Source organism: Bacillus taeanensis (assembly GCF_003318295.1).
Lineage (GTDB): Bacteria > Bacillota > Bacilli > Bacillales > UBA6769 > Maribacillus > Maribacillus taeanensis.
The window spans coordinates 216,819-229,644 of the sequence record NZ_QOCW01000001.1 but is presented as its reverse complement, the minus strand read 5'-3'; the positions used below and the strand labels follow the sequence as shown (position 1 = coordinate 229,644).

Genomic DNA, 12,826 nt, shown 5'->3' with positions numbered 1-12,826 from the left:
TTTCGATAATATTCAATTTGTGTATTGAAATGCATTGCAAATAAATCGGGATAGATGTCCAAACCAGTTTAGGCGGTCTGCATATTATAGTAAAAAAGGGGGTTAAGGCACATGAACATTATTCAGGAGGCAAAAAGGTGTTGGTTTTATATTTGCAAAGACTCTGATCAAAAAACACATATAAAACGCGTTATCTCCTTTCAAGTTGGCAAACACCCAGGAAAAATTACGATGCAAATTAGCGGCACATCAAATCAATTATCCTTTTCTGTCCCAGCCCTAGACTCTTATTTAATTATTTCAACAGAAGAACAAATAAAAAAACAAAATGTTCACTATTTATATGAAATCATTAAAATATTTGTTAAAAACACCCAAAAAGCATATACCCATACGAAAATAGTGAATAAATCACAAGATGAAGTCATTCAACAAATTGACCGGATTCTAGATCGTTATAATGATTATTTAATTTTATATGAATTATTTCATGATCAAAAGTATAAGCGTAAAGCAAACAAGCTGTTAAAACGAATTAAAGAAATTAACTTTTGTCTTCCATCATAAAAAATTGCGCTTAACCCTGAAATTTAATAATAAAAAGAGAAAATTCCGCGCGTGTCCATTTCGTTTTTAAATGATTATCATATTCTTTAGTGTAGGCATTTTTCTCACCATTTTTTAGAGGAGGAAAAACGTGTATAGACAACAAACTCATCATAATCATGACCCGCGGACTTTTTTCGGAGGCTTTGCTGGTGGTTTAGCAGGAGGATTGCTTGGTGATTTATTATTTCCAGGCTATGGGTATGGATATGGATATGGACCTGGATACGGCGGTTACGGCTACGGGTATGGACCTGGATATGGTTATGGACCTGGTTACGGTTATGGGCCTGGATATGGTTACGGGGGCTTTTACGGTCCTTTTGGTTACTAAGAAAAACAAGGCTGTGTTAATCAAGGCTGGTTAACTCAGCCTTGTTTTGTGAACCGTTAGTTTTTAATAAACATCCTATAAAAATTCGGCATCAAAACGATCGCTGTAAATTAAGTGAAAGCCGTCTACATAAATCAGCATTCTTCGTTTTCTTTGCTGTAAATTTCTGCTCATAACGTCTGCCTATGAATCATAAAAATGAAAATAAGGCTGTTAAAGGAGGAGAATTTCTTGTATTTTTTAAACCCTTCCTACGGTAAAGTCTCACTAGACGATATAAATGAGCATATTAAAGCCTATTTAAAAGAAGATCCTAAAGCAACTTATAAAGTTGTTATCGGAACAGATTCAAAAACAACGCAAAAATGCAGCATTATCGTAACAGCATTCATTATTCACCGCGTTGGGAAAGGAGCAAGATTCTACTATCAAAAAGTAAAAAGCAAACCTTTAATAGATTTACGCTACCGCATTTACAAAGAAACAGAGCTAAGCTTAACAGTGATGGATCAATTAAAACAGCACGGCATTACCGACCTTCTTGCCGATTGGCCTATTGAAATTCATCTTGATGTAGGTCAGCAGGGTGAAACGCGTAAACTTATTCAAGAAGTGGTGGGATGGGTAACCTCTGTTGGCTATGTCGCTAAAATTAAACCAAACGCATATGGTGCAAGTGCTGTTGCTGATAAATATACAAGGTAATAAAATATTTATTATAATCGAGGGAATTTCCTCGATTTTTGTTCGCTATAAGACTTTTTATCTAAATTTTCATAATAGTTCGACATAACAACCTTTATTTTGTATAATAAACAAGACAATTACTTATTTATAAAGGAGGAGCTTATGAACAACACCGAACTTCTGACTGATTATTTAAAGGAAGAATTTCCAATGTTGCAAGAAGGTTTACTCCATCTAAATTATTCTCCTCATCTTCTTAACATCCAAATAAAAGACGATGAACACTCTAATACCGCGTTACAAAGAGCCGATACGATTTTTAAAACGCTCCATACTAAAGCAGACGACATTTTTGTAGTCGTCAATTTTCATCTTCCCGTTCAAATGACAAAACAAGAACTATGCACAAAAGTTGATTGGGCTGATATCTTTAAAAACCAGCGCTGTCTAAATCGGCTTGAACTTATTGAAAAGCCCTACGATCATTCAGAAACATCCAACTTAAAGACATTTCAATACTGTGTAACCTGCCAAGTTTCTTCTATTCGTTATCAACGACTCATTGAACACATTGTAAATCAAAATCCCACTCTCCAGAAGGATGGGTATATGGAATGTTTCTTTATCCATCCTACAAAACATATCATTATGCATATATGGAATCCAGAAAAATTAACTGTGAGCGCCAATCAAAAGCGCTCCTTAAAAAAGCTTGAGAAAAATTACAACGATTGGATTGCTGCTGGCACAACTGATGAATTAAAAACAAAGCAAAAGATCGTCTAATTAATTGAAAGCGGTTAACTAGTTGGAAAATAACTAGTTAACCGCTTTTTTGATGGTAGAAAGTCTATATGCTAAAACTAAGTGCAAAAATGACATCTTCTTATCTTTTCACCAAAAAATCTGTATAATAAAGTTATATTTAAGTTAGTAAGGAGTCTATTTTATGCTTAACAATCGTACAGAAACTGAACAAGCACTTCATATGTTTCGCGTGTTTTCTCGTGCTTATCAAAGCATTAGTGAGTATATTCAACGTGATATAAAATCTCACGACCTGCACCCTACTGAATTTGCAGTGCTTGAGCTTCTTTATCACCAAGGGCCACAGCCCCTCCAAAAAATTGGTTCAGCGATTCTTTTAGCAAGTGGAAGCATTACTTATGTTGTAGATAAACTTGAAAAAAATGGACTGTTAAGACGACAGCCATGCCCTAAAGACCGCCGTGTTACACATGCTGTCTTAACGGAAAAAGGTCAAACATTGATGGATCGTATTTTTCCTTTGCATGCTGAAGCGATCCAAAAAGGGTTAAGTGGTTTAAATTCTGAAGAAAAACAGCAAATTATTCTCTTATTAAAGAAATTAGGATTAACAACAAAAGAACTATTAAAATAAGAAGCCAAAGGGACAGTCCCTTTGGCTTCTTATTTCCATTCATCCATACCAAAATAACCGCTTGGTTTACTGCCATTCTCTGCAAATCTTTGTTCTTTAAAAGGGTTCGCTGTCATTGAGTAGCCCCGCTCTTCCCAGTAGCCTGGGTGATCTTCTTTCATAAATTCGATACCTGAAGCCCATTTTGTTCCTTTCCATAAATAAAATGAAGCAGGCGGAATGAAACGAAGCGGAAACCCATGCTTCGGTCGTATATTTGCCCAATCATGAGAGGAATCTTTCCAACGATAAACAAACAATGAATCGTTCCCCATTAATTCTTTTAAAGGTAAATTTGCAGAATAGCCAAAGCGATTACCATTTAAGTAACCATAAATACGTACGTACTTAATATCATCACTCAACTCTACAAATTTTAAAAATTCACGAAATGCAATGCCCTCAAATGTTGTGTCAAACTTTGACCATGTTGTCACACAATGCATATCCACAGTTGAAATTGTTTTAGGAAGGTTCATGACTTCTTCATAAGATAATGTTACTTCCTTTTTAATATCACCAAACAACTTAAACGTCCATGCTTCTTCTTCAAATTTATAAACATCGCCTTCATGAAGAATTGGCCATTTATTTGTTTCAATTTGTCCTGGAGGTAAAACTTTTGACATTCTTCTTATTCACTCCTGTTTCAATTAAACTTTAAAAGGTTGCAATTCATGCTTATCAATCTTATCATAAAAGCATCTTTCAATCAGTTAATTATTTTTAAAGGAGCTTGATAACCATGCATCAACAATTTTCTGTCGCTTTTTTTGAAGAAAGCTTACGTCTTCATATTGAACGTAATAAAGATATTTTGTCCAAACTCGAGGCCATAAACGGCTATTATCGTTCAATTGTTTCTACACTTATTAGTGACAACTTAACGAAAAACTCAGAAATTGTAAAACGAATCCGCAATTTAGAAGAAGCTTATCATAATATTAAAAACAGCAGCGGTAATTAAAACTGCCAAAAAAATTATTTTATTATTTTTTTGTTAAGTATTGCAATTTCCCTATTAACTCCTTTATTCTTAAGCCAAGCCCTATTATAAAGGAGTAAACCTATGACTGAAATTCTTTTAATTTTATTATTGCAGCTAATTTATGTTCCTGTATATACACTTCGAATTATATTTGTCGTAAAAAATATGAGCGGCACTGCTTCATTACTTGGATTCGTAGAAGCTTTAATTTATGTTTTTGGGTTAGCGCTTGTTTTTAGCGGCGATCAAAGTATACTCGGTATGATTGTTTATGCAGGTGGATTTGCTGTTGGAATTATGATTGGTGGTTATATTGAAGGAAAACTTGCTATCGGCTATACAACATTAGTTGTAAATTTAGTAAGTAAAAATGAAGAACTCATTACCCGCCTAAGAAACGAAGGGTTTGGCGTTACCGTATTTGTAGGTGAAGGCAGAGACAGTGAGCGCTATCAGCTTGATATTTTAACAAAACGAAATCGGGAAGAAGAACTGTTTGAGATGATTGAGCAGTATGAACCACGCGCTTTCATTATTTCTTATGAAGCACGTAAATTTAAAGGCGGCTACTTAGTAAAAGCAATGAAAAAAAGAATGAAAAAACAAAAAGAATCAAATCCTCAATCCTCCTAAAATAATAAAAAAGATGAACCATTGAATGGTTCATCTTTTTTATTATTTTAATAAGCTGTCATAAAGTTTTTTATATTTCTCGGAAGAAGATTTCCAGCTAAAATCTTTATTCATTGCTCTCCACACAAGATCTGACCAAGCTGCTTTATCTTCGTGATATAATGCTACCGCCTGCTCAATTGTATAAAGCATGTCATGAGCGTTATAGTTTGCAAAACTAAAGCCTACACCTTCATTTGTATATTTATTATACGGCTGGACTGTATCTTTTAAACCGCCTGTTTCCCGAACGATCGGTAAACTGCCGTAGCGAAGTGCTAACAGTTGACTAATACCGCATGGCTCAAATTGGGATGGCATTAAAAACAGATCAGACGCCGCATAAAGTTTACGAGCTAAGCCTTCATCAAAGTAAATTTGTGCAGAACATTTATCAGCATGATGCCATGCCGCTTCTTTTAAGCGATCTTCATACTCCTTTTCTCCAGTACCAAGGACGACAAATTGTAAATCTAACTCTAATATTTCATGAAGAACATACAGAATTAAATCAATTCCTTTTTGGTCGGTTAATCGTGTAATTAATGCAACCATTGGCTTCGTTTCATCTACAGGAAGACCAATCCTTTCCTGAAGGGCACATTTATTCACAAGTTTTTCTTCATAAGAATATTTCGTATAATTGGAAAATAAATTAGCATCTGTTTCTGGACTATAAAGGTCATAATCAACACCATTTACAATTCCATGGAGTTCATGACTTCTTTTTCGCAATAAGCCATCAAGATTCTCTCCATAATACGGCATTTTAATTTCTTCTGCATAGGTTGGACTAACGGTCGTAATAATGTCTGAGTATACTAATCCTGCTTTCATAAAGCTTACATTTCCATGAAACTCAAGACCATCAGCATGGAAATAGAGCTCGCTTAAATCTAATAAATCATGAAGAATCTCCTTTGGAAAAACTCCTTGATAGCGGAGATTATGTACTGTAAACATCGTTTTAATGCCTTGATAATCCGGATGATTTCGATAGTGGGCTTTCATTAACACACTAATCATTCCAGTTTGCCAGTCATGACAATGAATAATATCGGGCTTTTCATTTAAATGAGGCAGTGCTTCAAGAACGGCTCGGCAGAAATATGCATAGCGCTCTCCATCATCATAAAATCCGTATACACCGTCTCCACGCTTGAAATAATATTCGTTATCAATAAAATAAAATGTAATTCCTTCATGCTCTAAATATTCAATTCCACAAAACTGTTCCCGCCATCCAACTGGAACCGTAATACTTGTTTTATGAATCATTTTTTCTTTAAATTGCTCTGGTATATTTTCATACTTAGGTAAAATAACTTGAGCCTTTACACCTTGTTTTTTTAATTCTTTTGGCAGTGCTCCGATTACATCAGCAAGTCCCCCGGTTTTTAGAAAGGGGACTGCTTCCGATGCTGCAAATAATACATTCATTCCAAACGCTCCTCTAATTTAAAGATGACTCGATTTTGCAATAACAGTTGGTGTCTCTTCTCCTTTTAAAATACGTTCTCTTGCTATTTTTACATCTTTATCAAGAATAACGTTTTCTAAAACAGCGCCCTCACCAATTTCTCCTTTTTGCATAATAATACTGTTTCGTACCACAGCGCCTTTGTGTACTTTTACTCCTCTAAATAAAATACTATTTTCAACTTTCCCCTCAATCATACAACCATTTGCAATAAGGGAGTTTACTACTTTTGAATCTTTTAAATATTTAGCAGGAGGCTCATGTTTGACTTTTGTATAAATAAAACCGCGATTATAAAATAATTGCTGAAGCACATTTGCATCTAATAAATCCATACTATGTTTATAGAAGCTATCAACAGAATAAATAAATGGCATATAGCCTTTAAAATGAAAACCGCGGACATTATAACGACTTAAATTGGCACGAATGGCATCTGTTACAAAATCGTATTTTCCTTGTTCAAATGTTTCTTTCATTAACTCAATAAACAATGATTTCTTCATTAAATATGTATGAAGAAAAACATTATCTCCTTGTTTAACGGTTTGATCAAGATGAATGTTTTGTACGCGTTCACTTTCATCAACATCAAGCGCATGATAAACAGCTGTCTCTTCTTGAGTATAATCTTTGTATACTAACGTTATATCTGCATTTTGTTCTTTATGTTCTTCCAACGCATGTCTAAAATCAATATTCCAAACAGTGCTTCCTTGTGTAACAAGCACATATTCTTCTTTACTGCGCTCAAAATACGGAAGATGTTCATGAAAATGCTGAATATCTCCCTTATAAGCTTCATTTGAATCATGAGGAGGCAAAATAAATAATCCATCTTTTTGACGATCTAAATCCCATTCCTTTCCTGATCCTAAATGATCAAGAAGGGAACGATATTTTTTTGTAGCAAACACCCCTACATTATGAACACCTGAATTCACAAAACTTGATAGGGTAAAATCAATTAAGCGATAACGTCCGCCAAACGGTACAGAAGCTGCACATCGATGTTTTGTTAAATCTTCCAGCAAATCTTTCTCATTTCCTAGATTAATAACTCCCATTAACTGATCCATCAAACGATCTCCTTTCCATCCTGTAAACATTCTCTATGTTAGTATTAATGGTTAATAACGTGCGCATCTGATCCAATTCGAAGATCTTCACCAATTAATGTGATTTCACCGGAATCATCCCCAATGACCGCTCCGTCTTCAATAACTGTTCCACTTGCAATAATCGCTTTCTTAATCGTTACATTTGCTCCAATTTTAACGTCTGGCATAATAATAGACTCTTGTATGTTTGAGCCAAGTCCAACATGTACACCATAAAACAGTACTGAATTTTCTACATCTCCATAAACAACGCATCCTTCGTTAATAAGAGAACGCTTAATATTTGCTTTTGATGCAATATATTGAGGTGGCTGATTTGGATTAACAGAGTAAATCTTCCAAAGAGGATCGTTAATGTCTAACTCTGGATTTTCACTTAAGAGATCCATATGGGCTTCCCATAAGCTTTTAACTGTTCCTACGTCTTTCCAATACCCTTCAAATTCATAAGCATACAGCTTTTTATCGTTGTTAAGCATCGCAGGAATAATGTCTTTTCCAAAGTCTTTTGAAGAAAGCTCATTCTGTTCATCTTCTAGTAAAAATTGCTTTAACACTTTCCAATTGAAAATATAAATACCCATTGATGCAAGATTTGATTTAGGATTTGCTGGCTTTTCTTCAAAATCCGTAATTTTTTTCGTATCATTTGTATGCATTAAACCAAAACGGCTCGCTTCATCCCACGGCACTTCTAATACTGCAATCGTCGCATCTGCGCCTTTTTCTTTATGATAATCAAGCATTTTAGAATAATCCATTTTATAAATATGGTCACCAGAAATAACAAGGACATATTCAGGATCATATTGATCGATGTAGTAGGCATTTTGATAGATTGCATTTGCTGTGCCTTTATACCATTCTCCGCCCTTTTGTCCTTGATATGGCGGCAATACGGAAACACCGCCATGTTTACGATCTAAATCCCAAGCGCTTCCAATACCAATATAAGAATTTAAAATATATGGTTGGTATTGTGTAAGCACGCCTACAGTATCTATTCCTGAATTGCTGCAGTTACTTAAAGTAAAATCAATAATTCGATACTTCCCTCCAAAAGGAACAGCTGGTTTGGCTAATTTTATTGTTAAGTCTTTTAATCTTGTACCTTGTCCTCCAGCTAATAACATTGCAATCATTTCTTTTTTAAACATTATGTCGACTCCTTTCTTGTGCGTTTCTTAGAAGTTTTTGTAACTTTTTTTAAAATCGTAACAGCAAGAGGAGGTATTTTTACGGAAGCGCTGTATGGTTGGTTATTATACGGCTCTTTTTCCACTTTAATTTTCCCTTCGTTTAACTGTCCAGATCCCCCAAATCTCTCAGCGTCACTATTAAATACTTCTTCATAAAAACCTTGTGTAGGAACACCAATGCGGTAATCATAATAAACCTGTGGTGAAAAGTTGCAAACGACCACACAATAATCGCCTTTTCGTTTTCCTCTTCTAATAAAGGTCACAACATTTTGTGAATGGTCGTCAGGATTAATCCATTCAAATCCTTCCGGCTCATGATCAAGGCGCCATAAACTTCTTGTTTCTTTATAAAACGCATTTAATTCCTTCACATAATCAAACATTTTCTTATGCATGTCATAATCAAAAAGCATCCAATCTAATTCTGTGAGGTCTTTCCATTCATCAAACTGACCAAACTCTCCGCCCATAAAAAGCAGCTTTTTACCTGGATGTGCCATCATATAACCGTACAATGCTCGTAAGTTAGCAAACTTTTGCCAATAGTCACCTGGCATTTTATTCAATAAAGAACGCTTTCCATGAACCACTTCATCATGTGAAAATGGCAAAATATAATTTTCTGAGAATGCGTATAAAAATGAAAAAGTTACTAAGTTGTGATGAGAACCGCGATGGATTGTATCTGTCTCCATATAGCGAAGCATGTCATTCATCCAGCCCATGTTCCATTTGTAATTAAATCCGAGTCCGCCAATGTCAGTAGGTGCACTAACATTCGGCCATGCCGTTGACTCTTCAGCAATCATTAAAGAATGAGGATGTTCAGCAAAAACAGCTTTGTTTAAATTTTTTATAAATTCAATAGCTTCTAAGTTCTCGAAACCACCAAACTTGTTTTTAACAACATATTGATTATTTGCTTCATGATTTAAATAAATCATAGAAGACACCGCATCTACACGTAAGCCGTCAATATGATAGACATCCATCCAAAAAAGCGCATTCGAAATTAAGAAACTAACAACTTCCGGTTTGCTGTAATCAAAACTGTACGTTCCCCAATTTACTCGTTCAGCAATGCGTTCATCAGTTGGTTCGTAAAGAGGCGTACCATCAAACTTTCCTAATCCATGAGCATCTTTACAAAAGTGTGCCGGTACCCAATCTAAAATAACCCCAATTTCTTTTTCATGGCATTTATCCACGAAATACATAAAATCTTGCGGTGTTCCATATCGACTTGTTACAGAATAAAATCCAGTCACTTGATATCCCCATGAACGGTCAAAAGGATGTTCAAGAATTGGCAGAATCTCAATATGTGTATAGCCTAAATCAGCTGCATAATCAACAAGTTCATCAGCGAGTTCTCGATACGTGTAAAACTCACCATCAGGCTTCTTTTTCCAAGAACCTAAATGCACTTCATAAACAAGCATTGGCTGATGATAAATGTCTTCTTTTTTCTTTTTGGCAAACCATTTTGAATCATTCCACTCATAACCTTCTAAGCTGCACACAACAGAAGCTGTGTTTGGGCGTAATTCAGAATAAAAAGCATATGGATCTGCTTTTAATGTTACCTCCCCATGCGGTGTATGAATTTCATACTTATACAGCTCTCCCTCTTGAAGCTCTGGAATAAACAATGTCCAAACCCCAGACTGTTCAACCGGTTTCATTGGATGGCTGTTTCCATTCCAATGATTAAAGTTTCCTACTACAGAAACTCGCTTCGCATGTGGAGCCCAAACAGAAAATCTTACACCTTTTCTTTCCTTTTCTTCCACTATATGAGCACCGAGCATTTTATAACTGTGAAAAAGATTTCCCTCATGAAAAAGGTAAATATCATGATCACTAGGAACTGATACTTGCACCATTTGTACCTCACTTCTATCTATTTTTGTATTTTTGAATATGACATATAATACATATTCTCTATAAGTCCCTTTCGACAAAAACTCTTTTAAAACCTTTATATTTTTAATATTACCACTATTTTTTCTTCGACATTTTCTTGCATTTTCACACAACAAAAAACCTTCCTCAGTTAATTTAAGGAAGGTTTTTTCCGCATCTAAACGAATAATCGTTTATTTTGTTTTATTTTGTCATATTATTTTTAGGGTTTAGGAAACAGAAAACTCAAGATCTTGCACACGTTCATGTAGTAAATAAGTCATTGCAACGGCCCAAGCAAGTGGAGTATTTCCATTTGGTTTATCCGTTCCCCCGATATAAAGCTCAGGAACTTCTCCATTTTCGGGTAATATCTGTTCTGTTTTCTTCCAATATTCAAGCACTTTATCGTTTGTACCTAATTCACTGTAGCATAATCCTAACCATGGAAAACCAAAACACCATTCTGCTTCACTGCCGTTATTGTAGTATTGATCATTTTCATAACGAATACAGCCGTATTTTCGTTCAAGCTTTGTTGTCACACGATTTAATATTTGCTGTGCTGTTTTTCTTGAAACAACATGATAAGGATATATTAATGAAAGAAGCGCTAAATCGGCATCTTTCGTTTGACTTTCTCTTGGCAGCAAGAATCGAAGCGTTTCTTCTCCTTTTCGAATAATATGCTGTGGAACCACTACAAGCATCTTTACTGCCTTTAATCCTGCGACACATGCTCCTACGCTTGATGCATGCAGTTCAAGGTTTTCTTCCCACATCCCATTATCTTCATCCTGCCAATACTGCACACATTCTAAATAGTACACAAGTTTTTGTACAATTTCTAAATCCTTTTGATCGCGGATCATTTTTTTTCCATGGCGGACGCCTTCCCCGACACCCCATAAAAAGATACCGATTGCATCATGCTGTGCATGACCCCACTCTACATGGATTTCTGTTAAGTTTTTAGAATAGCGGGCATGAATGTGTTCATAAAGATATTCCGGCTTTTGTTTTGTATGAATGTCTATTTTCCATTCATAACGCTTTAATAAATCAAATAAGGCGTAATACGCTTCTTCATAGCGGCCGCATGATGATGTTAAATAAGGAATAACTGTATAACAGACATCGCGAATCCATACATAATCATAATCTTTTGATCGACTAGCCGTATACGCTCCATTTGAAAGTCTCATTGTATCTAATACATTTAATAATTTTTCCCCATCCATTTACCTCACCTCTTCTGTTTTTAATTTTATACCCAGATTTTTAAGTTTTTAAGCCGTGAAGAATAAAAAAAGAAGAAATCATATATGGTATATATTTCCTATTTCTAACAATATATTGAAATTCCTCTTTTTTTGTAACTACTGAAAACTTTTTTCTACAAATAATATGATTTTATTAAGGTATTCTTCAGGATTTTCATTATAAGATCCAATATGCTCTGTTCCAGGAGTCATCCAAAGTTCTGTATGAGGTGAATTGGAAACTTTATAGATCTCTTCACTATTTGTGGACGGAATTTTATTATCGTCTTTTGTATGAATTAATAATAATGGTCTCTCTCCAAGGTTCTGAACTGCTTCAATAGGACGAACTTGATCCATATCAATTCCTGTTAATAAAGGCATTTCAGCCATAATAAGCGGTGTAAATGGAAATGCAGGGAGCCCGCTCCAAACAGGAAGATTATCTTCTAAATAGGAACGTAAATCTGAAAATGGTGAATCAGCCACTACCGCTTTTACTTCTGATACGTCAGGGGCAGTAATTAATGAAACAACAGCACCCATTGAATAACCAATGAAAATCACTTCTTCATAGCCTTCTGTTTTCAAAAAATTAACTGCAGCTAATAAATCCGCCTTTTCAAAATGACCAACACTCGTTACCGTTCCTTCTGATTCACCTGAATTTTGAAAGTCAAATAATAAAGATGGAATTCCCTTGTCATAGAGAGCCTTTGCAGTTGGAAGAGCCGCTTCAATATTTGAACGGTTATCCGCATAACCATGAGCAAAAATAACAATCTTCTTTTTATTTTCAGTAGGGATTAGCCATCCTTTTAGAAGAATATTATCACGCTCACTATGAAACTCAATTTCTTCATATGTAAGGTCAAATGACTCTGGACGTACCTCAATAAGTTCTCTTTCCGGATGTGTTAAAGACCACCCTACAACAGCTGCAATACTTGGAATGCTGACGAAAACTAGTACAGCAATTGTAAGCATGATCGCTTTAATTGGTAACCGCCGCTTTTGTTTTGTTACAATAGGTGTTTGATTAACCAATGAACATCTTCCTTTCTTCATAAAACTTTGTCTATTAATATATTAAGAAGTTCATAATTTTAGTATAACTTGATCCCTCTC

Annotated in this window: 14 protein-coding genes; 7 read left to right on the top strand and 7 right to left on the bottom strand. The window is 35.1% G+C overall.

Annotated features, from left to right (window positions below; translation table 11 throughout):
* The first annotated feature begins 111 nt into the window (after window positions 1-111).
* From DS031_RS01145 to DS031_RS01125, 5 genes are all read left to right on the top strand, one after another.
* Window positions 112-567 (top strand): hypothetical protein, encoded by a 456-nt coding sequence (locus tag DS031_RS01145; RefSeq protein ID WP_113804089.1) that lies wholly within the window; start codon window positions 112-114, stop codon window positions 565-567.
* A gap of 130 nt (window positions 568-697) precedes the next feature.
* Complete coding sequence (locus tag DS031_RS01140; RefSeq protein WP_113804088.1) at window positions 698-940, top strand: hypothetical protein; 243 nt, start codon at window positions 698-700, stop codon at window positions 938-940.
* Window positions 941-1,171: 231 nt separating this feature from the next.
* Window positions 1,172-1,645, top strand: coding sequence for a ribonuclease H-like YkuK family protein (locus tag DS031_RS01135; RefSeq protein WP_113804087.1), 474 nt, complete (start codon window positions 1,172-1,174; stop codon window positions 1,643-1,645).
* A 144-nt stretch (window positions 1,646-1,789) separates the two neighbouring features.
* Window positions 1,790-2,413 (top strand): DUF3885 domain-containing protein, encoded by a 624-nt coding sequence (locus DS031_RS01130; RefSeq protein ID WP_113804086.1) that lies wholly within the window; start codon window positions 1,790-1,792, stop codon window positions 2,411-2,413.
* 163 nt (window positions 2,414-2,576) lie between these two features.
* Entirely contained in the window at window positions 2,577-3,029 is a 453-nt protein-coding gene (locus DS031_RS01125) for a MarR family winged helix-turn-helix transcriptional regulator (RefSeq protein ID WP_113804085.1), read from the top strand.
* 29 nt (window positions 3,030-3,058) lie between these two features.
* Here the strand turns inward: DS031_RS01125 and DS031_RS01120 are convergent, their stop codons facing one another.
* Window positions 3,059-3,697, bottom strand: coding sequence for a molybdopterin-dependent oxidoreductase (locus DS031_RS01120; protein ID WP_113804084.1), 639 nt, complete (start codon window positions 3,695-3,697; stop codon window positions 3,059-3,061).
* 116 nt (window positions 3,698-3,813) lie between these two features.
* Here DS031_RS01120 and yvfG point away from each other — a divergent pair, with 116 nt between their 5' ends.
* Both yvfG and DS031_RS01110 read left to right on the top strand, forming a co-directional pair.
* On the top strand, window positions 3,814-4,035 hold the full coding sequence (yvfG, locus tag DS031_RS01115; RefSeq protein ID WP_113804083.1) for a protein YvfG: 222 nt from the start codon (window positions 3,814-3,816) through the stop codon (window positions 4,033-4,035).
* A gap of 102 nt (window positions 4,036-4,137) precedes the next feature.
* Window positions 4,138-4,689, top strand: coding sequence for a DUF2179 domain-containing protein (locus DS031_RS01110; RefSeq protein WP_113804082.1), 552 nt, complete (start codon window positions 4,138-4,140; stop codon window positions 4,687-4,689).
* 42 nt (window positions 4,690-4,731) lie between these two features.
* Here DS031_RS01110 and glgA read toward each other — a convergent pair whose 3' ends face one another.
* The 6 genes from glgA to DS031_RS01080 all read right to left on the bottom strand — a co-directional run bounded on the left by glgA (window position 4,732) and on the right by DS031_RS01080 (window position 12,745).
* Window positions 4,732-6,168, bottom strand: a complete 1,437-nt coding sequence (glgA, locus tag DS031_RS01105; protein WP_113804081.1) for a glycogen synthase GlgA — start codon at window positions 6,166-6,168, stop codon at window positions 4,732-4,734.
* A gap of 18 nt (window positions 6,169-6,186) precedes the next feature.
* Window positions 6,187-7,287, bottom strand: a complete 1,101-nt coding sequence (glgD, locus tag DS031_RS01100) for a glucose-1-phosphate adenylyltransferase subunit GlgD (protein ID WP_113804080.1) — start codon at window positions 7,285-7,287, stop codon at window positions 6,187-6,189.
* Between the two features lie 44 nt (window positions 7,288-7,331).
* The gene (locus tag DS031_RS01095; protein WP_113804079.1) at window positions 7,332-8,486 is read right to left on the bottom strand and encodes a glucose-1-phosphate adenylyltransferase; all 1,155 of its coding nucleotides are present in this window, start codon (window positions 8,484-8,486) and stop codon (window positions 7,332-7,334) included.
* Complete coding sequence (gene glgB / locus DS031_RS01090) at window positions 8,486-10,417, bottom strand: 1,4-alpha-glucan branching protein GlgB (RefSeq protein ID WP_113804078.1); 1,932 nt, start codon at window positions 10,415-10,417, stop codon at window positions 8,486-8,488. The genes DS031_RS01095 and glgB overlap by 1 nt, the downstream gene beginning before the upstream one ends.
* A gap of 249 nt (window positions 10,418-10,666) precedes the next feature.
* On the bottom strand, window positions 10,667-11,677 hold the full coding sequence (locus DS031_RS01085) for a glycoside hydrolase family 15 protein (RefSeq protein WP_113804077.1): 1,011 nt from the start codon (window positions 11,675-11,677) through the stop codon (window positions 10,667-10,669).
* A gap of 138 nt (window positions 11,678-11,815) precedes the next feature.
* Complete coding sequence (locus DS031_RS01080; protein ID WP_245947138.1) at window positions 11,816-12,745, bottom strand: alpha/beta hydrolase; 930 nt, start codon at window positions 12,743-12,745, stop codon at window positions 11,816-11,818.
* Window positions 12,746-12,826 lie beyond the last annotated feature (81 nt).

Excerpts from the sequence above, each read along its gene's own strand:
- DS031_RS01125 (WP_113804085.1), top strand. The coding sequence starts at position 2,577 with ATGCTTAACAATCGTACAGAAACTGAACAAGCACTTCATATGTTTCGC.
- yvfG (WP_113804083.1), top strand. The coding sequence starts at position 3,814 with ATGCATCAACAATTTTCTGTCGCTTTTTTTGAAGAAAGCTTACGTCTT.
- glgB (WP_113804078.1), bottom strand. The coding sequence starts at position 10,417 with ATGGTGCAAGTATCAGTTCCTAGTGATCATGATATTTACCTTTTTCAT.
- DS031_RS01130 (WP_113804086.1), top strand. The coding sequence starts at position 1,790 with ATGAACAACACCGAACTTCTGACTGATTATTTAAAGGAAGAATTTCCA.
- glgA (WP_113804081.1), bottom strand. The coding sequence starts at position 6,168 with ATGAATGTATTATTTGCAGCATCGGAAGCAGTCCCCTTTCTAAAAACC.
- glgD (WP_113804080.1), bottom strand. The coding sequence starts at position 7,287 with ATGGATCAGTTAATGGGAGTTATTAATCTAGGAAATGAGAAAGATTTG.
- DS031_RS01095 (WP_113804079.1), bottom strand. The coding sequence starts at position 8,486 with ATGTTTAAAAAAGAAATGATTGCAATGTTATTAGCTGGAGGACAAGGT.
- DS031_RS01085 (WP_113804077.1), bottom strand. The coding sequence starts at position 11,677 with ATGGATGGGGAAAAATTATTAAATGTATTAGATACAATGAGACTTTCA.
- DS031_RS01120 (WP_113804084.1), bottom strand. The coding sequence starts at position 3,697 with ATGTCAAAAGTTTTACCTCCAGGACAAATTGAAACAAATAAATGGCCA.
- DS031_RS01110 (WP_113804082.1), top strand. The coding sequence starts at position 4,138 with ATGACTGAAATTCTTTTAATTTTATTATTGCAGCTAATTTATGTTCCT.
- DS031_RS01145 (WP_113804089.1), top strand. The coding sequence starts at position 112 with ATGAACATTATTCAGGAGGCAAAAAGGTGTTGGTTTTATATTTGCAAA.